This is a genomic window from Pseudomonas sp. 478 (genome assembly GCF_003254125.1).
Lineage (GTDB): Bacteria > Pseudomonadota > Gammaproteobacteria > Pseudomonadales > Pseudomonadaceae > Aquipseudomonas.
The window spans coordinates 221,280-247,776 of the sequence record NZ_QKZG01000009.1 but is presented as its reverse complement, the minus strand read 5'-3'; the positions used below and the strand labels follow the sequence as shown (position 1 = coordinate 247,776).

Sequence of the window (26,497 nt, the reverse complement as noted above, 5' to 3'; positions counted from 1 at the left end):
CCCGCTCCACGGATGACATCGGGTTTTGTGAACATGAGCGATAACACTGTTTCTCCGGCCGCCGAAACGCCTGCAGCCAAAACTCCTCGCCGCTGGCCGGCTCTGGTAGTAGGGCTGGTCCTGGTGGCCGGCGTCGCGGCCGGGTTGGGCTGGTTCATGCACAAACCCAAGGCGCCCCCGGCGCAGTTGGCCAGTGACAAACTGGGCATGAGCCGCCCGGACGGTCTGCTCGAGACCCACTCCTTGAGCCAGTTGCCCAAGGATTTGCTGGCGGTGCCGTTCCTCAAGGAAACCCTGACCGAAGATTTCGTCTTCTATTACGAAGCGCATGCCGATCGCCTCGGCTTGATCGGCAGTCTGCGGCGGATCATTTACGAACATGACCTGAAGTTGCAGGACAGTTTGATCGAGCAGCTCTTCGATCAACCGGCAGACGTGGCGCTGTGGCGTGGGGCGGATGGTCGGCTGAAAGATTTTTTGTTGGTGATGGATCGCGGTGGTCTGGCCAAGGTGCTGGAGCCGCTGGCGAAAGTAGCGCTGGATGATTCGCAGCTGACCCAACTGGCTGAAATCAAGGTTGCCGGCGATGTGGTGCCGCTTTATCAACTCACCTACAACCACAGTAAAGCGCTGCTGTTCGCCTCTCATGGCGACAAACTGGTGGTGCTGTCCAATCCGGCCAAGCTGTATGAGGCCGGCCACGGTCCGGTCGAAGAGCCCGGCATGGTGTCGACTGAATCCCTGGAAGCATTGCTCGGCGGCCAGAAACTGTTCCCCGAAGCCTTCGGCCTGCCACCACGCGCGCCTGAAGTGAAACAACGCCTGTCGGTCAATTCCAGCGTCCTGGCCATGGGTTATCAGCGCTTCATCCCGAACTTCGCCGGTCTGCGTTTCGACATGGACGACAAGGGCTGGCACAGCTTCCTGGCCATGGATGAACTGGAGGACCAGCCGGACTTCGATTTCAAGCCGATCTGGCAAGCCATGCCGATGGGCGCCAGTGCCTGCGTCGCCTTGCCGCTCGCCGCTGAACAACAAAAACCGCTGCTGGTGAAACTCGGTGCCGAAGAGTCGGTGGCTCAGGCCCTGACCGAACACATGGCCGGTGCCGCTGGCCTGTGCTGGTACGCTGATTCGCGGTTGTACACGCCGCTGCTGGTGGCCAGCCTGAACGATGACGACAGCGCCAAACTGGACGGCGACCTGGGCAATCTGTTCGGCTCGATGGTCGGCGCCTACGAAGGCAACGTCGAAGAGCACGCGTTCCCGGTGATCGAGAAACAGCAAGGCCCAACCCACCAATGGCAGCGTCAGGTCAGCTCCAGTTTCGGTCCTTACAAGGCCAAGGATGCCGAGAACCCGGACGCGATCACCGGCAAGGCGTTCATGAAAGTCAGCCTGGCGCGCCACGGTTCGACGCTGCTGTTTTCCCTCGACGACAAGCTCGTGGACAAAGCCCTCGGCACCCTCGACAAACGCTTCCCGCCGATGGCCGACGTGGTACCGAAAGACCTGCTGATGCCGGTCTACTTCGGCCCGGATTCGATGGCGCAACTGATGCAACAGGAAACCCTCGACAGCCTGCCGCAGGACATGGAACCGGTGTTTTACAACGCCGCGCAAACCTACCTGATCCCGAAACTGCGCAAGCTCGGCGGCTACGGCAAATACGCCCTGACCTTGCCCAAAGGCAGCGAGCCCGACGGCCACTGGCAGTGGCTGCCGCTGGAATGGAAAGCCCTGTGACAGCACTTATCCGAGGCCTCGGCTTGCTGGCGATGTTGCTGGGCAGTCGTGCATTTGCCGGTGAAGCCGCACCGCTGGATCCGCAGCAATCCCAGGTGTTCCGCGCCTGGTTCGTGCGCATCGCCCAGGAACAACTGACCCAAGGCCCGAGCCCGCGCTGGTATCAGCAGGACTGCGCCGGCCTGGTCCGTTTCGCGGCCAACGAAGCGCTGAAAGTCCATGACGACAAATGGCTGCGCAGCAATGGCCTGTCCAATCGTTATCTGCCGCCAGAGCTGCAACTGAGCGAGGCCCAGCGCGGCCTCGCCCAGCAATGGCAGCAGGGCGGCGGCAAGGTCGGCCCGTACGTCAACGCGATCAAACTGATTCAGTTCAACAGCCATTTGATCGGCCGCGATCTGGCGCAAGCCCGGCCCGGCGACCTGATGTTTTTCGATCAGGGCGACGACCAGCACCTGATGATCTGGATGGGCCGCTACATCGCCTATCACACCGGCACCACCACCCCCACTGACAACGGCATGCGCTCCGCAAGCCTGCAGCAACTCATGACATGGAAGGACACCCGATGGATACCCGACGCAGCCAACCCCAACTTCATCGGCGTCTATCGACTGAACTTTCTCTCCCAATGATCGGTGCCCGCATGCTGCGTTTTCTGCCCCTGCTGTTGGTCTTGGTGCTGCCGTTTTCGGCGGTCAACGCCGAAGACACCGTCGAGCCGAGCGGCTACACGCCGGTGGCCGGTGAAAGCTTTTTCCTGCTGGCCGACAGCAGTTTTGCCAGCGACGAACAGGCGATGGTTCGCCTCGAAGCGCCGGGTCGCGATTATCGCCGGTTCCGCATGGAGCCTTACGGCGGCGCCGACATTCGCGTGTACCGCATCGACAAGCCGCTGGATTTCCTCAAGCGTCAGAAGAACCTGCACCGCGTGGTCAGCGACGGTCAGTTCAAGGGTGAAGGCCTGTCGAACACCCTCGCGTACCTGTGGGACAACTGGTACCGCAAATCCCGTCGGGTGATGCAGCGCGCGTTCTCCTACGAATCGCGCAAGCAAGTCACCGAGGAAGTGCCGGAGCTGAAGATGGGCGCCGCCATGGCCGCGCCCACGCCCTACGATGCTCAGCCGCAATTCGCGCTGATTCCGGGCCTGCCGGTGGTCAGCCAATTCCGCTATCCGCTGTGGCAAGCCAAACCGATCCAGCCGCCTGAAGGCGTGAACCTGGCCGGTTCTTCCAGCGAGTTCGTCAGCGTTGCACCGGGCAACGTGTACATCCCGTTGGGCAATCTGAAACCGGGTCTGTACCTGGTGGAAGCGCTGATCGGCAAGTACCGTGCGACCACCATGGTCTTCGTCTCCAACACCGTGGCCGTGAGCAAGATTGCCGGTGATGAATTGCTGGTGTGGGCCGCGCGCAAACACCAAGGCAGTTCGGTGCCGAAGGTGAATGTGCTGTGGACCGATGGCCTCGGCGTGATGAGCAGTGGCGCTACCGATGCCGATGGTTTGCTGCGTCTGAAACACGTCAGCCCTGAGCGTTCCTTCGTGATTGGCGAGGACGAAGAGGGCGGGGTGTTTGTCTCCGAAAACTTCTATTACGACAGCGAAATCTACGACACCAAACTCTATGCCTTCACCGACCGGCCGCTGTATCGGCCGGGGGATTGGGTGTCGCTGAAGATCGTCGGTCGCGAGTTCAAGAACGCCCGCGACTCTGTGCTGCCGACTGCTGCCGATGTCAACGTGACCGTGCTCGATGCCGCCGGCACGGCGCTGCAATCGCTGGCGCTGAAACTCGATTCCAAGGCGGGCACTCAAGGCCGTTTCCAGTTGCCGGATAACGCGGTAGCGGGCGGTTACGAGCTGCGTTTCAGCTACAAGGATCAGGCCTACAGCAGCGCCTTCCGTGTCGCCGAATACATCAAGCCGCACTTCGAGATTTCCCTGAACCTGGCCAAGCAGGATTACCGCACCGGCGAACCGGTGAAGGGCAGCCTCGTGCTGCTGTACCCGGACGGTAAACCGGTGGCCAACGCCAAGTTGAGCCTGAGCCTGCGCGCCCAACAACTGTCGATGGTCGACAACGAACTGCAATACCTCGGGCAATTCCCGGTTGAGCTGACCAGCACCGAACTGACCACCGACGCCAAGGGCAACGCGACGCTGGATCTGCCGGCGGCCGAGAAGCCGAGTCGCTACATGCTCACCGTGTTCGCCAGCGATGGCGCGGCGTATCGGGTCAAGACCACCAAGGAAATCCTCATCGACCGCGGCGCGGCGAGTTTCAGCCTGCGCGCGCCTCAGCGTTTTAGCGCGGTGGGCGACAAGGTTGCGTTCAGCTACTTGAACGAAGGCGGCAGTGAGCAAAGCAAAGCGGTCACGCCGAGCAGCTACAGCTGGGTGCGCCTGGAAGACCAGAGCACCGGCGAAGGCAAACTCGCCGCGAAAGACAAAGGCTTCACCCTGGCCTTCGACCGTCCGGGGACTTACAACCTGACGTTGAAGGATGACCATGGCCGCGTGGTGGGTGCCAGCGGTCATTCGGTCACGGGCGACGGCGTCAAAGCCGTGCCGGGCACCGTGGAAATTGTCCTCGATAAACCCGAGTACAAGGCTGGCGACGAAGCCCTGGCATTGATCACGTTCCCTGAGCCGATCAGCGATGCGCTGCTGTCGCTGGAGCGTGACAAGGTCGAGGCCACAGCGCTGCTGTCCAAGGGCGGCGACTGGCTGAAGATGGAAAAACTCAGCGAGACCCAATACCGCGCGCGGATCCCGGTGAAGGACAACTTTGCGCCGAACCTGACGTTCTCCGTGCTGTACACCAAGGGCGGTCAGTACAGCTTCCAGAACGCCGGCATCAAGGTGATCGCGCCGCAAATCGACGTTGCGATTGCCACGGACAAAGAGTCGTATCAGCCGGGCGATACCGTGTCGGTGGACTTGACCACGCAGTTCGCTGGCAAGCCTGTTCCAGCGCACCTGACGGTCAGCGTGGTGGACGAAATGGTCTACGCGTTGCAACCGGAAGTCGCGCCGACCATCGACCAGTTTTTCTACCACCCGCGCCGCAACAACGTGCGCACCAGCGCCAGCCTGTCGTTCATCAGCTACGACGTGGCATTGCCGGGCAGCCCTGGCGCGCCGGGTAAAGCCAATCGTAGCGAGCGCGGCGTGAAAGTGCTGGAGCGGCCGCGTCGTGAAGACGTCGACACTGCCGCGTGGCAGCCGGAATTGATCACTGACGCCAACGGCAAAACCCGTTTCACCTTCAAGATGCCGGACTCGCTGACCCGCTGGCGCATCACCGCCCGGGCCATCGCCGATGACGGTCAGGTCGGGCAGAAAAAGCAATTCGTACGCTCGGAAAAACCGCTGTACCTGAAGTGGAGCGGCCCGACCAAATTCCGCAATGGCGACAAACCGGATCTCGGCGTATTCGCGTTCAGTCAGGCCGAGAAACCGGTCAAGGCTGAGCTGGTGATTCATTTCGCTGGCGCCGAACAACGCGTCCCCGTGACGCTGAACAACGGCATCAACTACATCGCGCTGCCGGCGTTCGCGTTGGCCAGTGGCGAGTGGACGGCTGAGCTGGTGCAGGATGGCAAAACGGCCGATGCCTTGGCTGTGCGGCTGACCGCGACCGGCGAAGGTTGGCAGGTGACTCAGAACCAAAGCCTGGACGCGGCCAGCGGTGATACGCCGCTGACCTTGCCAGCAGACGCGACGGATATTCGCCTGCGTCTGGATGACAGTCCGCAAGCGCTGTTCCGCTCGGCACTCGACGATCTGTTGAGTTATCCGTACGGCGGCGTCGAACAAACGGCCAGTCGTTTACTGCCGCTGAGCATCGCGTATCCGACCTTGTCGTCGAATCCGCAAATCCGCGATCGCTTGCGCCTGATCATGCAGAACAGCCGTCTGCGCCTGGTGCAAATGGCCGGGCCTTCGGCGAGCTTCACCTGGTGGGGCATGGACGGTGAGCCGGATGCGTTCCTCACCGCTTACGCTTACTACGCCGACTGGCACGCTAGCAAAGCCTTGGAATTGAGCCTGCCGCCGGAGCATTGGCAGCGGGTGCTGGAGGTCTATTCGAAACAGGCCAAGAACACGCCGCTGTTGCAGCGCGCGCTGATTCTATCGTTCGCCAAACAGATGCAATTGCCGGTGAACACCTTGCTCAGCGGTTTGATGGATGACCTGTCGAAAGCGGGCGAAGGCAATGCGGCGAACTTGATGGACGATGGCGAAGACAGCATCGTCATGAGCGATCCGGATTCGGCGCTCGGTCTGGCAGCTGCTCGTGCGCTGACGGCTTCGTTGGCTAAGCAATCGAAGGTGACTCTACCGGACGCCTTCAGTCGTCAATTGCCAGACGCGCAACAACGATTGGCGGTCAGTTCGCAGCCGTTTGCCGAAGCGTTGAACCTGTCGCTGCAAGCCTTCGATCAGGCTCACGCGCAAGCGTTGTTACAACGTTTGCTGCCACAACAATCAACTCTGGAACGCGCTTTGGCGCTGACCTGGTTGCAACGCAGCATCGAGCAGGCTTCGCCCACCATTGCACTGGCACCAGGTGAAGGCTGGAAGAAAAAATACGGTGATACCGGTGAGACTTATTGGACGTGGCAGGGTGCTGCGCCGGTGCCCGCAGTGCTGTCGCTGACCGGTGCGCAAGAGCGTCCGTTGCGAGCGGCGTTGAGCTTCCAGACCCAACAACCGCTGGTTGATCCGATGGCCGTGACCATCACCCGTCGCCTGTCGCGTCTGGTGCCGGGCGACGAAGCCTTCACCTTCAAACTGGAAGCGGTGGGTGCCAAGCCGTTGTCCAGCGACAGCCTGTATCTGGACGAAGTGATCATCACCAGCAAAGCCGCGAAACCGCTGCGCTACGGCATGCTCGAAGTGCCGCTGCCACCGGGCGCCGATGTCGAGCGCACCACGTGGGGCATCAAGCTCATGGGCAAGGCCGGCACCGAACCTTCCGCGTTGGAGAAGGCGCGTTTCGAGCCGGGGCAGATGGCCTATGCCATTCCGGTCGATGCCTTGAGTGGTGAATTGCGTCTGCGTCATTTGGTGCGCTTCTCGCAGAAGGGCCAGTTCAACCTGCCGCCGGTGCGTTTCACTCAGGTCTACGCGCCACAGCATCAGGCCCAGGAACAGAAACCTGCGCTTGGCCAGGTCACGGTCAACTGACATGACCCGACCTCTGGTCTGGTGGCTGCTGTGCTTGATCCCTGCGCTGGCTACCGCGCAGGAGCCGCCGCTGCGGCTGGCCTTTAAGGGTGAGTTGCTGTCGTTGAGCCAGACGCAGGTGATCGCGCGCGAGCCGTTGCCTGCTGATCTGCAGACGCCGCTGGGCAGTGTGTGGAAGTTGTTTGTGTACGGCTGGCTGGTGGATACCAATGCCCATGAGCCGGCTTACGAATGTCGCGGTCAGGCGAAAGAGGAAGTTTACTGCTGCACGGCGGGCGGCAAGATTGAGCGCGATCAGGCCTTGGTGAAGTCGTGCGGTTTGTATTTTGAGCCTGCGCGGTTGGGTATTTCTGATGCTGGTTGGCGGGAGTATTGGCAGGCACGTAAGGCGCCGGAGTGGTTGCTGAACTTGCCTTCGTTGCAGCCTGCTACGCGAGTATCGGTGGCTGAATTGCTTAAGGTGCTGGCCGGGATGCCCGCGCAGGATCAAGCGCGGCGGGTGTTGCTGGATGTGGTGTTGAATGCGGCTGGCGGCAATGTCGTGGGCGAACTCGGTGGCCGGCTGCGGGTGAAAACCTGGAGCTGGCTGGGGGATCAGGACCCTTCGTCGCGTCAGGGCGGTTTCGCCGGGTGGACAGTGGATGGCACGCCGGTGTGGGCGGGTGGGCGTGGGACCAGTCAAATGGTCTTGCGTCACTACGGTGGGGCGTTGGCTTCGGTGTTGCCGGTGGATTGGCCTTCGGATGCGGGACGGTGTGTCGAGGTGGGGCTGTTTTCACGCTATCCCATCGGGCGCGTTCTGACGGGGGATCGTGTGGTTGCGTCCGGTCCCTTGCTGGGCGATTACCGCGTCGAATTCACCAACGGCAACCAACTCGATATCCACAGCGACGGCGAACTGTTTTTGCTGAAAGACCAACTGATCGCCCGTCTGGACCGCGAAGAATACGTCGCCCGCGTCCTCCAGCGCGAAGCCAGACCCGAACCCGCCGAAGCCGCCAAAGCTTTGGCCATCGCCATCCGCACGTACCTGCTGCAAAACGCCACCCGCCACGGCGACTGCCTGAGCATCGACGACAGCAGCAGCCGACAACGCGTCGCCCCACGTCCAGCCACCGCCGAGTCACGCAATATCGCCGCCTGGACCAGCGACCTGGTCCTCGCCGGCAGCACCGTCACCTACCACTCCGACCAGCCCGGCCCGGACAAACTCTCCTGGCAGCAAGCCGTCGAACAAGCCAACGCCGGCCAACGCTACGACGCCATCCTGCTCCACGCCTACCCCCGCGCCAGCCTCAGCCGCTGGGACAATCCAGTCGCTTCCTGCGAAGCGCTCCCCAGCGCGCAAGACTGGCTGCAGAGCCAACGCCGCGGCTGGCGTCCGCGATTGGAAAACGAGGTTGGCTACAACGAAGTCAGCACCTTCGCCGTCTGCCGCCTGGCCTTCGGCCGCCCCTATGTCGACCGCGAACGCCAGCGCATCTACGTGCGCGGCGTGTTGTCGCTGCAAGACCGCCTCGACCTGACCCATGAATACCTGCACCTGGCCTTCGAAGCACACCCCAACGGCCAGGATGAAACCTACATCGAAGGGCTCGCCCGCCACCTCTTGCTGGAATAGGCCATGAAACTCCGTTATCCACAGGTCCTCCTGTTCCTCTGCTCCTTTTGCGTATGGCCGACGGCATTCGCCATCGAAAGCACCGCCAAACTCGACACCCCCGTTGGCGGCTGGCGCACCGGTGCGCCTGAAGGCGAAGGCGAAAACTTTCGCCAGATCGTCAACTACCCGGCCTCCTCGGTGAACACCCCGGTGGGGCAGGCCAACACTGCACGCATTACCGGGCAAATCAACGCGACGCCCAAGTCCGATGAGCCAGGCCGGTTGATCGTCAACGGCGTCAGCATGCCGCTGAAGATCGATCCTGCCGGACGCTTTGATCGCCCGTTCTCATTCCCCAATGGCAGCAATAGCGTCGAAGTCCGCAGCCCTGATGGCCAGCAACGGCATCGCACGCAATTCCTCAACGCCAGCGGCGGGGCCACTCCGGCGAAGTTGCGGGTGCTACTGGCTTGGGACAGTGACGGTACGGACCTCGACCTGCATTTGATTACGCCGGATGGGGCGCATATCTGGTACGGCGATCGAGTTGCGCCCAATGGCGCGGCGCTGGATGTTGACGTGACGACGGGTTACGGCCCGGAAATCTTTGCTATGCCGGCACCGATCAAAGGCCAATACCTCGTCTATGTGAACTACTTCGGGGGCGGGTATCGCAGTGATGATGAGGGGCAAGAGGAGGCGGTTCAGCCGCTGACGACGGCGCAGGTGACGGTGATTACGGAGGAGGGGACGCCGAGCGAGAAGATGGAGATGTTCCTGGTGCCGATGCGGGCGGTGGGGGAGTTGACGTTGGTTAAGGGGTTTAGTTATCCGTGAGGGGTGATTGTGCAAGTAGCTCTTGCACAATTGAATTGGGCAGCAGCTTGCAGCCCAATTGCTTGAAAGCGATCAGACAGAATTAGTCAGCAGGCTGCTGACCAATTTCGGAGTGTTCAGGCGTCGTCTAATTTGGCAGCTGAACAGTCGAGATGATCCAGACAGACCTTTGCTCGCTGAGGTGCTACAAGCCGTTCCCTAACTGTCCAACGGTTGTTGGACAATCATCGACGGTAGTGAGGTTATCAGGCAGCCATTTCAGGCCTAAAACTACTGGATGTCAGGCGTTTGAGAGCGATATCAAGCGCCGAATCTTCGAACAGTCTGCTCTTGCGAGCGGCAGCACCAGCTCCGCCATCCCAATGCTTCAACGCTTCACGCACAGCAGGAACGGTCGGAGATACCCCCTCCTGACTCAGTAGCCAATCGACCGTCGCCAGCAATTCCATGCCGAAGGGCGACTCAAAGCCGTCGATTAACTCAGCAGTGCGCTCCAAGGCTTCGGAATACTCCTTGGCCTCTGTTTTTAGATAGGTTTGCAAAAAGGCTTTGCGCTCTTGGTCAAACCAGATCACATCGCTGATACCCGCATCACTGATGCGCTTGTCACAATGCAAATAGCTGCCATCCAGGTTATTGAGCAGATGCTCCAGCCGATTGGCATATGGCCCATATTTATGAGCAACAAACTTAAGATTCAGTGGGTTTTCAGTGTCTGGTAGCTTCTCAATGGCACGCTCCAGGAACCAGGCCAGTTTCTGAATCTCAAGCAGGCTGCATTCCATACCCAAGACCCAATATCGTCGAACCAGTTCGGCAATGAGTGCGCGAGCAGGCGTGAGCTTTTCCACGCCGCTACGCTTGGCGACATTCAGATACTGGTTGGAAGGTTCGAATACCAACACATCGACATCCAGATCACTCAGGACATCAACAATCTGTTCGCGAACTTCTGGCCATTTCAAACCACCGTTGCCTGCACCTAGCGGTGGAACTGCCACGGACTTCACGTCGTTTTCAATCAGGAAGCGACGCAGGTCGTGCAAGCCTTCGGTTATCCATGCCATCTGCGACGGCGATCGCCAGTGACGTTTGGTAGGGAAGTTTACGATCCAGCGAGGACCGTCGAGCTCGTTGACTGCCGTTACATGAACCTTGCCTGTCACAACCTCATTAGCCTTGCAGGCCGCCGAATACAGACGGTAATTCTCCGCGAAGCGTTCTTTGAACATCAGCGCGATACCTTTGCCCATCACGCCCACGGTGTTCACCGTATTGACGAGGGCTTCGGTTTTGGCTTCCAGAAGGTTGCCTTGGGTAAATCTGATCATTGGAAATACCATCCCGGACGCGCATGAACGGACAATGTCAGGCCTCTAGCGGCGACGTCTTGAACCAGAGGTTGTGATGAACACCCCGCGCTTAGCCTTTTGCCCGGCGAGTGCCCCGTAGAATGCCTGCAGCTCAGGACGCCCCACTGTGTTCTGCCAACGCTTGGCTTGGACATAAACCTTCTCGAGCCCCAGCTTATCGAGTGAAATGATTCCATCAATACCGGCATCCCCAGACCCACCGACACGCTGCAGGTCATTGCGGCTAGCACCGTATCCCAGGCGATGAAGCACATCCAGTACGATCACTTCGAAGCGGTTGGGGCTTTTCGCAGGCATTAAAAAGCCGGCTTGTGGCCGGCTTCTCGGGGACTGGCTTGGTTCATTTTTGGTAAACCGCGCCAGCCTTCAAAACGTACACCCGGATCTTGCGTCCGGCTGTGGGACTTGGCGAGAAAGTCATCTGCCTTGTCGGTGCGATCTGACGCCATGGGGTGGGTCGATGCGCAAATGTGGGGCGCAGCATACTGATTTTTGATGGGAATTCCCAGCGTGGTGTGCGACCTAGAGCTATTCCGTGACTGGTAGCAGCTTCGCCAGCTGCTACACAGTGATGTGTTTACAGAAAGGGTATGGGTGGCCTGCGTTTGTTCAGGGTCGACCACCAGAACACCCATCCCAGCACCCTTATTTGTTGTTCTTCGATTTGCGGAGGTCTGAAGACTTCATCCGGGTAATCGGAGCTGTTGTGGCTGCGCATGCGTATCGCGTTGCCTGGTACCCGGCTCAGGTATTTGATGCGCAGCATGCCGTCGTGCTCGATTGCGTAAATCTCTCCGTCGACAATTTGCGTGAGCCCGCGGTCGATGGCGACGATGGAGCCATCTTCAATTCTTTCGGCCATGCTGTTGCCCACCATGCGGGCGCAGATGGCATCGGCGTGGTTGATTTCCAGGGAATCGAGATCGCTGCGCGGGAAGCGGATCGATTCGCTGGGGTCTTTGATGACATGGGTTTTGTCGGAGCCGGGGGTGGTGGCCGCTTCTTTGTAAAAGGGTAGTTCGATGTCGACTGGGTCGATGACCCGATAGGTGCCCCGGATTGACTGTGCGTCGAAGGTATTGCCTGATGCGTCGATCAGGTGCAATGCCCTGGCGTCTTGCGGTCCTTCGCCGGTTTTCAGCCATTCAGTGTTCACGGACAGTCTTCTGGCGACATCTTCCATGCGGTAGTCGGGAACGCCGCGGGTATACCAGTTATGGACAGTTTGAGGGTCGGGAATACCCAGGAATTCGGCAAATCTCGTTGTCGTGATTTGTAGCTCTCTCAGGAGCATTCTGAATCGTGGGCCGCAGGTTTTGTTCTTTTTCATAAACACGAGTCTAGCCGTGCGGCATAAGGCTTTGATTCAACAAAACGTTCAAATATGGCGTGAAATTTAAGTCCTGATGTAAGACGTCTTTTGTAAAAATTAAACAAGAAAAAACCGGTTTGCCCGCCCGTTAAATGTGCTGTTGAACATGATTTTCAAACGCCCACAAAAAACCCCGGATCAACCGGGGTTCTTCGTTATAGCCGTTCGTGAGAGACGGCTATCAGCCTTTATAGGCAGCAACCGACTTCATGATCTCGGTGCGAGCGGCTTCTGAGTCGCCCCAACCTTCGATCTTCACCCATTTGCCTTTTTCGAGGTCTTTGTAGTTCGCGAAGAAGTGTTCGATCTGCTGAATCAGCAGCGGTGGCAGGTCGCTGCATTCTTTCACGTCGACGTACAGCTGGGACAGCTTGTCGTGTGGGACTGCGATGACTTTGGCATCGCCGCCGCCATCGTCGGTCATGTGCAGGATGCCGATTGGGCGAGCGCGGATAACCGAACCTGGAGCAACCGGGTAAGGGGTCACGACCAGCACGTCGAGGGGGTCACCGTCGTCAGCCAGGGTGTTCGGGATGAAGCCGTAGTTGGCCGGGTAGAACATCGGGGTGGCCATGAAACGGTCAACGAACAGGCAATCGCTGTCTTTGTCGATTTCGTATTTGATCGGCGCGTGGTTGGCCGGAATCTCGATCGCGACGTAGATGTCGTTCGGCAGGTCTTTGCCAGCCGGAATCTTGCTGTAGCTCATTGGGCGGTGCCCCCGTTAGTTGACCAAAAACACTTGGCCGGATTGACCAAAAAGTGGCGGCGATTATAGGCATATTCCGCCGCCGATGCTATGTACCAGAGGTCGTAGAGACCCGGGTGTCCTGTCTCACCGATACTGTCGCTTTTTGACGGCGTCCGTTGTGGTCATGCTGCGTTGCCGCTCCTCGCCATAGCCAGCTATGACTCGTCGCGGCGCCTTGCCTGGTCACAACGGCCACTCGTCAAAAGAGCAACGTATCGGTGAGACAGGACACTAGTCGCGTGCCTGATAGACCGGGTCTTCGGCCAGAAGTTGCCGCAGCCGGGCCAGAGGGTCCTGACGATAAAACAGCTTCAGCTGCTTATATACCTGAGGATACGCCTCGTGCAGCAAATCCGGGGCACTGAAGAAGTATTCGCTGGTGACCGCGAAGAACTCGGCGGGGTTTTCCGCCGCGTACGGGTCGATAGTGGTGTCAGCGTCGGGATTGCGCTCCAGTTGCCGATCTAGATCGTCGTAGGCCTCTTGCATGACCTTGGCCCAATCGCTGACCCGCATGTCGGTGTGCAGCGGCGGCAGGCCGTTGGCGGCGCCGTTGAGCATGTCGAGTTTATGCGCGAGTTCGTGGATCACCAGGTTGTAGCCTTCCCAGCCACCACTGGCCATCACGCCGGGCCAGGCGAGGATGATTGGGCCTTGCTGCCAGGCTTCACCGCTGTGTTCGCCGTCCCATTCGTGTTCGACGCCGCTGGCATCGCGATGGCGCTGGGGGCTGAGGAAGTCGTCAGGATAGAGGACGATTTCATGGAAGCCCTGATACCAGTTCAGATCGCCCAGGTGTAGCAGTGGCAGTTGCGCCTGAGCGGCGAGTAGCAGGCGTTGCTCCTGGTGGAGCTCGACGCCGGGCAGGGTGGTCAGGTGTTTGTCCTGGAGGAACAGCACGCTGGCTTCGCGCAGCCACTGGTCTTCGGCGACGCTGATGCCATCGAGAAAACTCAGGTGATGGCGCACCCGCTGCCACATGTCGTCGGCAACCGGATGCTTGGCCAGGATGCGCCGGCGACGCCAGGCGCTAAGGGACCACATGGTGAATCAGTGCGATTGAGTTTTGGATGCGGCGTTAGCAAGGCGACTGCGGATCATGCCGATGATCATCGGTAGCAGCGACAGCAGGATGATGCCCACGACCAGCAGCGACAGGTTCTTTTTGATGAACGGTACGTTGCCGAAGAAGTAACCGAGGGTCACCAGACCGCCCACCCAGAGGATCGTGCCCAAAACACTGAAAGCGAAGAAACGCGGGTAAGGCATTTTGCCCACGCCGGCGACAAACGGTGCAAAGGTGCGAATGATCGGCATGAAGCGCGCCAACGTCACCGTTTTACCGCCGTGCTTGTCGTAGAAGTCGTGGGTTTGTTGCAGGTAGTCGCGGCGGAAGATTTTCGAGTTCGGGTTCCTGAACAAACGCTCGCCGGCCGTTCGTCCGATCAGGTAGTTGGTGCTGTCGCCAAGGATTGCCGCCAGCATCAGCAGGCCACCCAGCAGCACCGGGTCCATGCCGCCGCCGGCGGCTACTGCGCCAGCGATGAACAGCAGGGAATCGCCCGGCAGGAACGGCATCACCACCAGGCCGGTTTCGCAGAAGATCACCAGGAATAAAATGGCGTAAATCCATGCCCCGTAGTTGTTTACCAGCAAATCGAGGTACACATCGAGATGCAGGATAATGTCGAGCGGGTTGAAATCCATGGAGAGCACCTGTGGTGACGGCCCGACTCGGCAGGCCTGTGCGGATGACTTCGCGAAAGCCTACAGACGGGTGTAGTTTTTCTTACGAGCCGGAAAGGTCGGCATTATACGATTTGAGAAGTGAAAAGCGCGTTGAGTTTGTAGCGGGGAATTTCGGATCGCAGTGAGAAGACGATCGCAGCCACAGGGCCTTACCCATAAGGGCTGCGATCTTTTCGGCTTACAGCTCGTCGCTGATCGGCAACACGTAGTTCTTGAACTCAGTGTCTTCCTTGAATCCGATGGATTCGTAGGTTTTGCGCGCGACTTCGTTATTGCTGCTGGTGGAAACGCGCATGCGTACAGCGTTGGTTTCCTTGGCCATTTTTTTCGCGGTGCGGATGAGGTTGTCGGCCACCAACTGGCGGCGAGCCTCTTCGGCGACGTAGATGTCGTTGAGGATCCACACGCGCTTCAGCGAAAGGGACGAAAAGCTCGGATACAACTGACAGAAACCCATCAGTTTGTTGCTGTCGTCATCGGCCAGGGCCAGGTAGATCACCGACTCCTTGCGACGCAGGCGCTTTTCAAGGAACGCCCGGGACGAGTCCGGATAAGCCAGGGAGCCATAAAACTCGCGATATTTGACGAATAACGGCGTCAACAGGTCCAGGTGTTCGAGGGTCGCTTGAATAATCCGCATGGTAGGTCTCGTCTTCAAGTGGCTGTCTTACGTGGTGACGGCGACGGGAAACCCTGGCGGCCGTGCATCGATCCTGCCTGAAACTGAATCAGAAACGCAATGCGGAAACGGTTCAGGCATCCGACGGGCTCAGTAGGAAATTACCTTTCTTGTCCGCTCCGGCGTCCGACTCCAGTGTCAGAACCTGGGCTTCGTCCTTCAGATTGACCCCTGACAACTGCCGCCGACAGGCCTCGCGCATCAAATACAGCAAACGGTGTGCCGCCATGCCGTAACTCAGGCCTTCGAGTCGGACGTTGGAGATGCAGTTGCGATAGGCATCCGTCAGCCCGACCTTTGGATTGTAGGTGAAATACAGCCCCAGGCTGTCCGGGGAACTCAGGCCAGGGCGTTCGCCGATCAGGATGACCACCATTTTCGCACCCAGCAGTTCGCCGATCTCGTCGGCTACGGCGACTCGGCCCTGTTCCACCAGAATGACCGGTGAGACGGACCAGCCGTCATTCACAATCTGATCTTCCATCCGCGCCAGAAACGGCAGGGTGTGGCGATGAACGGCCAGCGCCGACAACCCATCGGCAACGACAATGGCCAGATCGACATCGCCGGGATTGGCCAATGCGTAATCGCGCAGTGTCTGAGCCGCCTCATCACTGAGCTTTCGCCCCAGATCGGGGCGTTGTAAATAACTGTTCCGGTCGGTAGCGGCGCTGTGTAGCCGCAAACTGGCACGCCCGCGTTCAGCCAGTTGTGAGCTGAGCCCCGCAGAATCGAACGGCAAGTGCACCGCATCCCGTGCCTGAGCGTGGGCGTACTGGAAATCCAGCTGCGCACTGGTCGGCATGCTGGTGCCCGTACGACCAAGGGCAATCCGTGCCGGTGTCAGGCGGCGCAGTTCCAGTAACGGGTTCTCTGGATCGGCAGGTGGTTTGTCCATTTCAACACTCATCCCAGTTGCCCCATTGCTTGGCGGAAGGCCGGCGGCAGGCTGTCGCCGAAGTGAATCTTGCCGTCTGCCTGGGTGAAAATGCCCATTCTCGCCAGCCATTGTTCGAATTCCGGCGCAGGTTTCAGGCCCAGCGTCTGGCGGGCGTAAAGCGCGTCGTGGAACGACGTGGTCTGGTAGTTGAGCATGATGTCGTCGGAGCCGGGAATGCCCATGATGAAGTTGATCCCGGCCACGCCCAACAGAGTCAGCAGGGTGTCCATGTCGTCCTGGTCGGCTTCGGCGTGGTTGGTGTAACAGATGTCGCAGCCCATGGGCACGCCCAGGAGCTTGCCGCAGAAGTGGTCTTCGAGACCGGCGCGGATGATCTGTTTACCGTTGTAGAGGTATTCGGGGCCGATGAATCCTACGACGGTGTTCACCAGGAACGGTTTGAAATGTCGCGCAACGGCGTAGGCGCGGGTTTCGCAGGTCTGTTGATCGATGCCGTGGTGAGCGTTGGCTGACAGGGCGCTGCCTTGGCCGGTCTCGAAATACATCAGGTTCTGCCCCAACGTGCCGCGATTCAGGCTCAAACCGGCGTCGTAACCTTCCTGCAGCACATTCAGGTTGATCCCGAAACTGGCGTTCGCCGCTTCGGTGCCGGCGATCGACTGGAACACCAGGTCCAGCGGAACGCCGCGATTTATGGCCTCAATGGACGTGGTGACGTGGGTCAGCACGCAGGCTTGTGTAGGAATTTCGTAGCGCTGGATGATCGCGTCGAGCATTTCCAGCATGGCGCAGATGGAGGCGATGCTATCGGTGGCCGGGTTGATGCCGATCATCGCGTCCCCGTTACCGTACAGCAGGCCGTCGAGAATGCTCGCGGCGATACCGGCGGGTTCGTCGGTGGGGTGGTTGGGTTGCAGGCGAGTGGATAGCCGACCGCGCAGGCCCATCGTGCCGCGGAACCGGGTGACCACGCGGATTTTCTGCGCGACCAGCACCAGATCCTGCACGCGCATGATCTTCGACACAGCGGCAGCCATTTCCGGAGTCAGGCCTGGCGCGAGGGCGCGCAGGCTCTGTTCGTCGGCGGCATCGCTGAGCAGCCAGTCGCGAAAGCCGCCGACGGTGAGGTGGCTGACGGCGGCGAAGGCTTGTTTGTCGTGAGTGTCGATGATCAGTCGGGTGACTTCATCGGCCTCGTACGGAATGAGTACTTCTTGCAGGAAGTGGCTGAGCGGGATGTTGGCGAGGGCCATTTGCGCGGCCACCCGCTCGCCATCGTTGAGGGCGGCGACGCCGGCCAGAAAGTCCCCGGAACGCGCCGGACTGGCCTTGGCCATGACGTCCTTGAGGCTGTCGAAGCGATAGGTCTGGGCGCCGACGGAATGGGAAAATGCGGCCATGGGACGGGGTCCTCCTGATTCTATAAACAACTCAAATACACCGCCGAACCCCTGTAGGAGCGGGCTTGCTCGCGAAGGCAGTCTGACATTCAACATGTGTGGTGAATGACACTCCGCCTTCGCGAGCAAGCCCGCTCCCACATGGAAACTGCGTGCACTTCAATAGGGCAGGCGCCGGGAATCAGCCCGGCGCCGGTGCAACTCAGACGCCTTCGAGCATCGCGTCCGCCGGCGCATCGAAGCGCTGCTTGGCGGTCAATTGGAAATACAGGTAACCGGCAGCCATAAACCCGAGGAACACACACCCGATCAGTGTGTTGAACCAGGCCATCGCCACCAGGCACACCACCGCCAGGAACAGCGCAATCCCCGGCACGATCGGATAGCCCGGCGCACGGAAGGTGCGTTCAAGGTTTGGCTCGGTTTTACGCAGTTTGAACAGGCTCAGCATACTGATGATGTACATCACGATGGCACCGAATACCGACATGGTGATCATTGCTGCCGTCAGGGTCATGCCTTGCAGATTGACCAGGCCGTCGCTGTAGATCGCCGCGATGCCGATCACGCCGCCGGCCAGGATCGCCCGGTGCGGAGTCTGGAAGCGCGAGAGCTTGGCCAGGCTGCGAGGCAGGTAACCGGCCCGGGCCAGCGCAAAGAACTGCCGCGAGTAGCCAAGAATGATCCCGTGGAAACTCGCCACCAGACCGAACAGGCCGATCCACACCAGCATGTGCATCCAGCTCGAATTGTTGCCGACCACGGCTTTCATTGCCTGAGGCAACGGATCGTTGATGTTCGCCAGTTGACGCCAGTCGCCAACGCCGCCCGCCATCACCATCACGCCGATGGCCAGGAACACCAGGGTCAGAATGCCACTGACATAAGCCCTGGGAATTGTGCGTTTCGGGTCCTTGGCTTCTTCGGCCGCCATCGCCGCGCCTTCAATCGCAAGGAAAAACCAGATCGCGAAGGGGATCGCCGCAAAGATGCCGGGAATCGAGCCCATGGTGAACTCGTTGGCGCCCGACCAGCCGTTAAGCGCGAAATTACTGAAACTGAAGCCCGGCGCAACGACGCCCATGAACACCAGCAATTCGGCGACCGCCAGCACGGTGACGACCAGTTCAAACGTCGCGGCGATGCTGACGCCGAGGATATTCAAGCCCATGAACACGAAATAGGCGCCAACGGCGGCGATCTTGGGGTCAAGTTCAGGGTATTGCACATTGAGGTAGGCGCCGATGGCCATGGCAATCGCCGGGGGGGCAAAGACGAATTCGATCAGCGTGGCGATGCCGGCGATCAGTCCGCCTTTCTCACCGAAGGCCCGTCGGCTGTAGGCAAACGGCCCGCCCGCGTGGGGAATCGCGGTAGTCAATTCGGTGAAACTGAAGATGAAACAGGTGTACATCGTCGCCACCATCAGTGCGGTGACGAGGAAACCCAGGGTCCCTGCGGTGCCCCAGCCGTAACTCCAGCCGAAGTACTCGCCGGAAATCACCAGGCCGACGGCAATTCCCCATAAATGCAGGGTGCCGAGTGTGGGTTTGAGCTGTGTAGTAGAAGTCATAAGTCCTCGCTGTCTTTTTTATTTTTTGATTTGTTGGACTTTCAGGTACGAAATTTTCGTGTAGAGCGGGCACGCAAAGCCCGTGCCAGAGCGGCAGGGCGATGATTTGATGTTGTCGTTAAGGACGCCTTCGCGAGCAAGCCCGCTCCCACAGGGTTAGGTGGTGAATCAACTTTTAGGGATCGATCCAAATCCAATGTGGGAGCGAGCCTGCTCGCGATGGCCATCTGAAGGGCGACGCAGAAACATCTGCATCGCCCACGCTTTTTAGAAGAAGCCCAACGGATTGATGTCGTAGCTCACCAGCAGGTTTTTGGTCTGCTGATAGTGGTCGAGCATCATTTTGTGGGTTTCACGGCCGACGCCGGACTTTTTGTAACCACCGAACGCAGCATGTGCCGGGTACAGGTGGTAGCAGTTGGTCCACACGCGACCGGCCTTGATCGCGCGGCCCATGCGATAGGCGCGGTTGATGTCGCGGGTCCACAGGCCGGCACCCAGGCCGAACTCGGTGTCGTTGGCGATGGCCAGGGCTTCGGCTTCGTCCTTGAAGGTGGTGATGCTCACCACCGGGCCAAAGATTTCTTCCTGGAACACGCGCATTTTGTTGGTGCCCTTGAGCAGGGTCGGCTGGATGTAATACCCGGTCGCCAGGTTGCCCTCGAGTTTTTCCACCTTGCCGCCGGTCAGCAGCTCGGCGCCTTCGCCCTTGGCGATTTCCAGGTACGAAAGGATTTTGTCGAATTGCTGCTCGGACGCCTGGGCGCCGACCATGGTGTCGGTGTCCAGCGGGTCGCCACGTTTGATCGACAACACTTTCTTCATCACGACTTTCATGAAGTCGTCGTAGATCGACTCTTGCACCAAGGCGCGGGAAGGGCAGGTGCAGACTTCGCCCTGGTTGAAGAACGCCAGCACCAGTCCTTCGGCGGCTTTTTCGATGAAGGTTTCTTCGGCCTGCATGATGTCTTCGAAGAAGATGTTCGGCGACTTGCCACCCAGCTCCACGGTGGACGGAATGATGTTTTCAGCGGCGCATTTCATGATGTGCGAGCCGACCGGGGTCGAGCCGGTGAAGGCGATTTTGGCGATGCGTTTGCTGGTGGCCAGTGCTTCGCCGGCTTCTTTACCGAAGCCTTGCACCACGTTCAGCACGCCCGGCGGCAGCAGGTCGCCGATCAGCTCCATCAGCACGGTAATGCCCAGCGGCGTTTGCTCGGCAGGCTTGAGTACCACGCAGTTACCGGCGGCCAGGGCCGGGGCGAGTTTCCAGGCGGCCATCAGGATCGGGAAGTTCCACGGGATGATCTGCCCGACCACGCCCAGCGGTTCATGGATGTGATAGGCCACGGTGTTGCCGTCGATTTCGGCAGCGCTGCCTTCCTGGGCGCGGATGCAACCGGCGAAATAGCGGAAATGGTCCGCCGCCAGAGGGATGTCGGCGTTGAGGGTTTCACGCACGGCTTTGCCGTTGTCCCAGGATTCGGTGATTGCCAGGACTTCGAGGTTCTGTTCGATGCGGTCGGCGATTTTCAGCAGCACCAGCGAGCGAGCCTGGGCGGACGTGGCGCCCCAGGCATCGGCGGCCGCGTGGGCAGCGTCCAGGGCTTTGTCGATGTCTTCAGCCGTGGAACGCGGGAATTCGGCAATCGGTTGGCCATTCACTGGCGAGGTATTGGTGAAGTACTGACCTTTGACAGGCGCGACGAACTCGCCGCCGATGTAGTTACCGTATTTGCTCTTGAACGAAACGATAGCGCCTTCAGTACCGGGGTGAGCGTAACGCATGGTGATTTCTCCTTGGCTTTTGTGCTTATAAGGGAGAGCGCATGTGCGCCTGCTATAAGCGTAGAGCAAAGGTCGGGCCACTGCGTTGCAGGTCAGGTAAATCAAGGCTTTACGCGGTTTTTGTCGGACCGGCGGACTCTGTCTGTGACGGTTTCGGTACGGTCTCTGTGACACTTTGTACCGGTTTTGGCGCAACGTGTGACGGGGCGGTCTCGCCAGCATTGCAATGCGCCGATGGCAGGAGGATGCTGGGCGTCACCTCAAGCACGGGTCGCCGAACCCCGGGGAGAACAATAAGAAATGCACGACAACCATTTGAGTCGCCATGCCCAGCAGGTCCTGACCGTCACTCAGGGAAAATCCCACCTGCACGGTCCCGGCAGCGACCCGTCGATTGCCCGTTCCTGGCTGCGCTGTCTTGAGGACTATCACCTCGACCCGGCCCTGACGATGGCACCGACAGTGCTGGAACATGGCCGCGTACTTGAAAGCCGCGAGCGCTTGCAGCAAGTGCTGCACATCGCCGGTAGCGAAATGACCAGCCTTCATCAGCAGCTCTCCGGCGCTGGCCACGCGGTTCTGCTGACCGACGCCCGCGGGGTGATCCTCAATTGCGTCACCGCGCCTGCCGAACGGAAGATTTTCGAGCGCGCCGGCCTGTGGCTCGGCGCTGACTGGAGCGAAGCCTGCGAAGGCACCAACGGTATTGGCACCTGTCTGGTGGAGCGTCAGTCCCTGACCATCCATCAGGACGAGCACTTTCGCGGCCGTCACACCGGCCTGACCTGCTCGGCGAGCCCGGTGTTCGACCCTCACGGCGAATTGCTGGCGGTGCTCGACGTGTCCTCGGCGCGCCATGAGGTCTCTCGTCAAAGTCAGTTCCACACCATGGCCCTGGTCAATCTGTCGGCGAAGATGATCGAGAGCTGCTATTTCCTGCGCTACTTCGACAATCAATGGCTGCTGCGTTTTCATCTTCAGGCCGAATCCGTCGGACTGTTCAGCGAAGGGCTGCTGGCGTTCGACGGGGAAGGGCGGATCAGTGCGGTCAACCAGAGTGCGTTGAACCTGCTGGGGCATATTCGCGGTGGGTTGCTGGGTAAGCCAGTGGAGGCGTTTTTCGATTGTTCGCTGGATGACTTGCTCGGCCGCGCAAGTGTCAACGCCAGCGCCAGTTGGCCATTGCGTACCCGGGACGGGCGGAGTCTGTTTGCAGTGTTGCGCGGGCAGCCACGCAGCATTCCGGTGCCGGTGGTGCAAAGTGCGGTGATCGCCGAACCTTCGCGCTTGTCGGGCATTTGTCTGGGCGACACGGGGTTGCAGGAGGATTTCCGTAAATCCTTGCGTGTGTTCGAGCGGGACGTACCGTTACTGATCAACGGCGAAACCGGATCCGGCAAAGAAGCGTTTGCCAAAGCCGTCCATCAGGCCAGCCAGCGAGCAGAAAAAGCCTTCGTCGCCCTTAACTGCGCGGCGATCCCCGAAAGCCTGATCGAGAGCGAACTGTTTGGCTATCGCGGCGGCAGCTTTACCGGTGCGCGCAAGGAAGGGATGCGCGGCAAGTTGCAACAGGCCGATGGCGGGACTCTGTTCCTCGATGAAATCGGCGACATGCCCCTGGCGTTGCAGACCCGGCTATTAAGGGTGCTGGAAGATCGTCAGGTAGTGCCGATCGGCGGCGAGCCGGAGTCGGTCAACGTACGAATCATCAGCGCCACTCACCGTAATTTGCTGGAGCGGGTGCAGGACGGCAGCTTCCGCGAGGATTTGTATTACCGGCTCAACGGGCTGGAAGTTGCGCTGCCGGCGCTGCGTGATCGCAGTGACAAGTCTCAGTTGCTCGACTTTTTGCTGGCCGAAGAGGCGGGCGGGGAAACCGTATTGATCGACGGTCCGGCACGCCAGGCGTTGCTGGCCTTCGCCTGGCCGGGGAACGTGCGGCAGTTGCGCAATGTGCTGCGCACGTTAGCGGCGTTGTGCGACGGTGGGCGGATCGGGCTGGAGGATTTGCCGGTGATGATTCGTCAGGCTCGACCGGTGCCGGTTGTTGCCGTTGAAGAACCGTCGGAGCATCCGCTGGATGACGCTGAGCGGTTGGCCTTGCTGAATGCGCTGGAACAGACGCGTTGGCACATGACTCACACGGCTGAACAACTTGGCGTTAGTCGCAATACCCTCTATAGAAAATTGCGTAAGCACGGTATTGAGCGTTAGCCAGTTAGATCCACCCCTCACCCCAACCCTCTCCCCAAGGGGTAGAGGGGGCTGACCGAGGTGTCTGGTCGGAATACGGCGACCTGAAAATTCAGAGTCGAACTTAAGTTTTGAAAACGATATAGATCTGCTCCCTTTCCTCCTCTCCCCTCTGGAGCGGTCCGACGTTTCGGGAGGGCTTCACCTAAAGAGTGCGAATTTTCCCACCCTAAGCTAACCTGCGGCCATGTTTTACGAGGTCGACTAATGCACATTCATATTCTTGGTATCTGCGGCACTTTCATGGGTTCGATGGCGGTTCTGGCCAAAGAGCTGGGCCATCACGTGACGGGCTCCGATGCCAACGTCTATCCGCCGATGAGCACTCAGCTTGAGGCTCAGGGCATTGAGTTGACCCAAGGCTATGACCCGGCGCAGCTTGATCCAGCGCCGGATCTGGTGGTGATCGGTAATGCCATGTCCCGCGGCAACCCGGCTGTCGAATACGTGCTGAACAAAGGCCTGCCGTACGTCTCCGGCCCGCAATGGCTGGCGGATCACGTGCTGCAAGGTCGCTGGGTGCTGGCCGTCGCCGGTACCCATGGCAAAACCACCACCAGCAGCATGCTCGCCTGGGTACTGGAACACGCGGGCATGAGCCCGGGTTTCCTGATCGGTGGCGTGCCGCAAAACTTCTCGGTGTCCGCTCGTCTGGGTGATACGCCATTCTTCGTGATCGAAGCCGACGAGTACGACAGCGCGTTCTTCGACAAGCGCTCCAAGTTTGTTCACTACCGCCCGCGCACGGCGATCCTGAACAACCTCGAATACGATCACGCCGACATCTTCCCCGATCTGCCAGCCATCGAGCGGCAATTCCACCATTTGGTGCGGACCATCCCGAGCGAAGGCCTGGTGATCCACCCGACCACCGAGCCTGCGTTGCTGCGCGTCATCGAAATGGGCTGCTGGACCCCGGTGCAAACCACCGGCGCCGGTGGTCAGTGGCAGGTCAAACTGCTCAGCGAAGACGGTTCGAAATTTGAAGTGATGTTCGAAGGTGTCGCCCAAGGTGTGGTCGAGTGGGACATGACCGGCCAACACAACGTCGCCAACGCCCTGGCCACATTGGCTGCGGCGCGCCACGTCGGTGTTGTGCCTTCCATGGGCATCGCTGCGCTGAGCGCATTCAAAAGCGTCAAGCGCCGGATGGAGAAAGTCGCGGAAGTACGTGGCATCACCATCTATGACGACTTCGCGCACCATCCGACGGCGATTGCGACGACCCTCGACGGTCTGCGCAAGCGCATCGGCGATGCACCGCTGATCGCGATCATCGAGCCGCGCTCCAATTCCATGAAACTCGGCGCTCACCGCGACGGCTTGCCGGAAAGCGTGGTCGATGCCGATCAGGTGATCTGGTATGCGCCGGCCAACCTCGGTTGGGACCTGGGGGCCACTGCTGCGTTGTGCACGGTGCCGTCGATCGTCAGCGATTCGCTGGAAGGCATCATCGAGCGCGTGAAGAGCCAGGCCCAGCCCGGCACTCACGTGGTGATCATGAGCAACGGCGGCTTCGGCGGCCTGCACGGCAAACTCGCCGAGGCGCTGCAATGAACAACGGCCCGGAACGCATCACGCTGGCGATGACCGGGGCTTCCGGTGCCCAGTATGGTTTGCGTCTGCTGGACTGCCTGATTCGTGAAGACCGCGAGGTGCACTTCCTGATTTCCAAGGCGGCGCAACTGGTGATGGCCACCGAGACTGACGTTACGTTGCCGCCGAAAACCCAGATGATGCAGGCCTTCCTCACCGAATACACCGGTGCTGCCGCCGGGCAGATTCGGGTGTATGGCAAGGAAGACTGGATGTCGCCAGTGGCCTCGGGCTCCGGCGCGCCGGCAGCGATGGTGGTGGTGCCGTGTTCCACCGGGACCTTGTCGGCTATTGCGACGGGAGCCTGCAACAACCTGATCGAGCGTGCTGCCGACGTCACCTTGAAGGAGCGTCGCCAGCTGATTCTGGTGCCGCGTGAGACGCCGTATTCGAGCATTCATCTGGAGAACATGCTCAAGTTGTCGAACATGGGTGTGACGATTTTGCCGGCGTCACCAGGCTTTTATCATCAGCCGCAAACCATCGACGACTTGATCGATTTTGTCGTGGCGCGAATTCTCAATCTGCTGAACATTCCCCAGGACATGCTGCCGCGTTGGGGCGAACACCATCTGACCAGCGATGAATAAGCTGCTGGCAATGGTGCTGGCGCTGCAATTGGCTGGCTGCGCCACGGCGCGAACGCTCGATGCCGCCAAGCCAGGGGCGCCGGTGGTGTATTCGGGAACGCGTCTGGATTTGTATGCCTTGAATGGCGGCTGCTGCGCCATGGACCGCTTCGGCGCCGAAGCCCCGAGCTACCCTGGCGTCGACCTGCCGGCCAGCGCGTTGCTCGACACGCTGCTGTTGCCGCTGTCGGTGCTCACGGTGATCGGGGTAAGTTTTCAGGCGACGGGTGGGTTGTAGCGTTCGGCTCGGAGTGGGTGGTGTACCCTTCGCGAGCAAGCCCGCTCCCACATTAGATCTTCAGCAGACACAAATTATGTGAACACCGCCGATCAAATGTGGGAGCGGCGGTGCGACGATTCGACTTGCTCGCGAAGGCGTCATTTCAGGCGCAGCATTATTTGCCTAACTTGCGCAACTCATCCGACTCCACAATCCGCACCCCATCCTGCTCTTCCAGCGCCAGTCGCCACATGGCGCGGGCCAGTTGGCAGGCTTCTATGCCGCGGTATTTGCCGGGGATCAAACGGGACAAGGGCCCGACGAATTGCTCAGCCATACGCGGTTCCATACGCTCGCCCAGCAACAACGAAGGTCGGCAAATGGTCAGTTGCGGCCAGTCCTGTGCGCGCAATGCATATTCCATCTCGCCTTTGACCCGGTTGTAGAAAATCGGGGACCTGCGATCGGCGCCCAGGGCACTGATCACGATCAGGTGCCGTGCGCCCAGTTCCCGTGCACGTTTGGCGAACGCCACCACCATGTCCAGGTCCACCGCACGAAAGGCCTCTTCCGAGCCGGCTTTCTTGATAGTGGTGCCCAGGCAGCAGTAGGCAATGTCGACGCGACCATTCAATTGCGGCAGAAATTCCGCTGGGTCGCCGACCGGATTTTCCAGGTGGGGGTGCTCGGCCAATGGCCGGCGTGAGGGCGCCAATACTCGTGAGATCGTGGGCTCATTGAGCAGGCGATCAAGTAAATGTTCACCGGTCAACCCGGTAGCTCCGGCAAGCAATACGTGTTGAGGCGTCAAGTACATAGTGTTTCCCCCT

The 26,497-nt window shown here is 59.9% G+C and carries 20 protein-coding genes and 1 pseudogene; 9 read left to right on the top strand and 12 right to left on the bottom strand.

Annotated features, from left to right (window positions below):
• Positions 1–33 precede the first annotated feature (33 nt).
• Genes DFS28_RS20210 through DFS28_RS20190 form a run of 5 tightly spaced genes read left to right on the top strand, consistent with a single transcriptional unit; the run spans position 34 to position 9,383 of the window.
• A complete protein-coding gene (locus DFS28_RS20210; RefSeq protein ID WP_111451197.1) occupies positions 34–1,746 on the top strand; it encodes a DUF2138 domain-containing protein in 1,713 nt (570 codons plus the stop codon).
• Positions 1,731–2,381 (top strand): DUF1175 domain-containing protein, encoded by a 651-nt coding sequence (locus DFS28_RS20205; RefSeq protein ID WP_111451196.1) that lies wholly within the window; start codon positions 1,731–1,733, stop codon positions 2,379–2,381. The genes DFS28_RS20210 and DFS28_RS20205 overlap by 16 nt, the downstream gene beginning before the upstream one ends.
• Positions 2,378–6,943: an alpha-2-macroglobulin gene (locus tag DFS28_RS20200; RefSeq protein WP_111451195.1), complete on the top strand. Its 4,566-nt coding sequence runs from the start codon at positions 2,378–2,380 to the stop codon at positions 6,941–6,943. Before DFS28_RS20205 ends, DFS28_RS20200 begins: the two co-directional genes overlap by 4 nt.
• A gap of 1 nt (position 6,944) precedes the next feature.
• Complete coding sequence (locus DFS28_RS20195) at positions 6,945–8,564, top strand: DUF2300 domain-containing protein (protein WP_111451194.1); 1,620 nt, start codon at positions 6,945–6,947, stop codon at positions 8,562–8,564.
• A 3-nt stretch (positions 8,565–8,567) separates the two neighbouring features.
• Positions 8,568–9,383: a YfaP family protein gene (locus DFS28_RS20190; RefSeq protein ID WP_111451193.1), complete on the top strand. Its 816-nt coding sequence runs from the start codon at positions 8,568–8,570 to the stop codon at positions 9,381–9,383.
• Positions 9,384–9,628: 245 nt separating this feature from the next.
• On the opposite strand, the gene DFS28_RS20185 is transcribed toward DFS28_RS20190, so the two are convergent.
• From DFS28_RS20185 to DFS28_RS20130, 11 genes and pseudogenes are all read right to left on the bottom strand, one after another.
• On the bottom strand, positions 9,629–10,714 hold the full coding sequence (locus DFS28_RS20185) for a macro domain-containing protein (protein ID WP_111451192.1): 1,086 nt from the start codon (positions 10,712–10,714) through the stop codon (positions 9,629–9,631).
• A 63-nt stretch (positions 10,715–10,777) separates the two neighbouring features.
• A pseudogene (locus tag DFS28_RS20180) lies at positions 10,778–11,041 on the bottom strand (restriction endonuclease); the annotation flags it as partial.
• Between the two features lie 292 nt (positions 11,042–11,333).
• Positions 11,334–12,086, bottom strand: coding sequence for a S24 family peptidase (locus tag DFS28_RS20175; RefSeq protein ID WP_111451191.1), 753 nt, complete (start codon positions 12,084–12,086; stop codon positions 11,334–11,336).
• Between the two features lie 223 nt (positions 12,087–12,309).
• Positions 12,310–12,837 carry an inorganic diphosphatase gene (gene ppa, locus DFS28_RS20170; protein ID WP_008153565.1) on the bottom strand — a complete coding sequence of 176 codons (528 nt, stop codon included), beginning with the start codon at positions 12,835–12,837 and terminating at the stop codon, positions 12,310–12,312.
• A gap of 273 nt (positions 12,838–13,110) precedes the next feature.
• Positions 13,111–13,923, bottom strand: coding sequence for a zinc-dependent peptidase (locus tag DFS28_RS20165; RefSeq protein ID WP_111451190.1), 813 nt, complete (start codon positions 13,921–13,923; stop codon positions 13,111–13,113).
• 6 nt (positions 13,924–13,929) lie between these two features.
• Entirely contained in the window at positions 13,930–14,586 is a 657-nt protein-coding gene (locus DFS28_RS20160; RefSeq protein WP_111451189.1) for a DedA family protein, read from the bottom strand.
• 220 nt (positions 14,587–14,806) lie between these two features.
• Positions 14,807–15,268 (bottom strand): N-acetyltransferase, encoded by a 462-nt coding sequence (locus DFS28_RS20155; protein WP_008153569.1) that lies wholly within the window; start codon positions 15,266–15,268, stop codon positions 14,807–14,809.
• A 112-nt stretch (positions 15,269–15,380) separates the two neighbouring features.
• A complete protein-coding gene (gene eutC, locus DFS28_RS20150; RefSeq protein WP_165934009.1) occupies positions 15,381–16,205 on the bottom strand; it encodes an ethanolamine ammonia-lyase subunit EutC in 825 nt (274 codons plus the stop codon).
• 8 nt (positions 16,206–16,213) lie between these two features.
• The gene (locus DFS28_RS20145) at positions 16,214–17,608 is read right to left on the bottom strand and encodes an ethanolamine ammonia-lyase subunit EutB (protein WP_111451187.1); all 1,395 of its coding nucleotides are present in this window, start codon (positions 17,606–17,608) and stop codon (positions 16,214–16,216) included.
• 202 nt (positions 17,609–17,810) lie between these two features.
• Positions 17,811–19,181: an ethanolamine permease gene (eat, locus tag DFS28_RS20135; protein WP_111451186.1), complete on the bottom strand. Its 1,371-nt coding sequence runs from the start codon at positions 19,179–19,181 to the stop codon at positions 17,811–17,813.
• Between the two features lie 267 nt (positions 19,182–19,448).
• Positions 19,449–20,969, bottom strand: coding sequence for an aldehyde dehydrogenase family protein (locus DFS28_RS20130; RefSeq protein ID WP_111451185.1), 1,521 nt, complete (start codon positions 20,967–20,969; stop codon positions 19,449–19,451).
• Between the two features lie 300 nt (positions 20,970–21,269).
• On the opposite strand from DFS28_RS20130, the gene DFS28_RS20125 reads away from it, so the two are divergent.
• From DFS28_RS20125 to DFS28_RS20110, 4 genes are all read left to right on the top strand, one after another.
• Entirely contained in the window at positions 21,270–23,183 is a 1,914-nt protein-coding gene (locus tag DFS28_RS20125) for a sigma-54-dependent Fis family transcriptional regulator (RefSeq protein ID WP_111451184.1), read from the top strand.
• Positions 23,184–23,429: 246 nt separating this feature from the next.
• Positions 23,430–24,779, top strand: coding sequence for a UDP-N-acetylmuramate:L-alanyl-gamma-D-glutamyl-meso-diaminopimelate ligase (gene mpl, locus DFS28_RS20120; RefSeq protein WP_074871220.1), 1,350 nt, complete (start codon positions 23,430–23,432; stop codon positions 24,777–24,779).
• Positions 24,776–25,408 (top strand): flavin prenyltransferase UbiX, encoded by a 633-nt coding sequence (gene ubiX, locus DFS28_RS20115; RefSeq protein WP_111451183.1) that lies wholly within the window; start codon positions 24,776–24,778, stop codon positions 25,406–25,408. The genes mpl and ubiX overlap by 4 nt, the downstream gene beginning before the upstream one ends.
• The gene (locus DFS28_RS20110; RefSeq protein WP_111451182.1) at positions 25,401–25,685 is read left to right on the top strand and encodes a YceK/YidQ family lipoprotein; all 285 of its coding nucleotides are present in this window, start codon (positions 25,401–25,403) and stop codon (positions 25,683–25,685) included. The genes ubiX and DFS28_RS20110 overlap by 8 nt, the downstream gene beginning before the upstream one ends.
• Positions 25,686–25,842: 157 nt before the next feature.
• Here the strand turns inward: DFS28_RS20110 and DFS28_RS20105 are convergent, their stop codons facing one another.
• The gene (locus DFS28_RS20105; protein ID WP_111451181.1) at positions 25,843–26,484 is read right to left on the bottom strand and encodes an oxidoreductase; all 642 of its coding nucleotides are present in this window, start codon (positions 26,482–26,484) and stop codon (positions 25,843–25,845) included.
• Positions 26,485–26,497 lie beyond the last annotated feature (13 nt).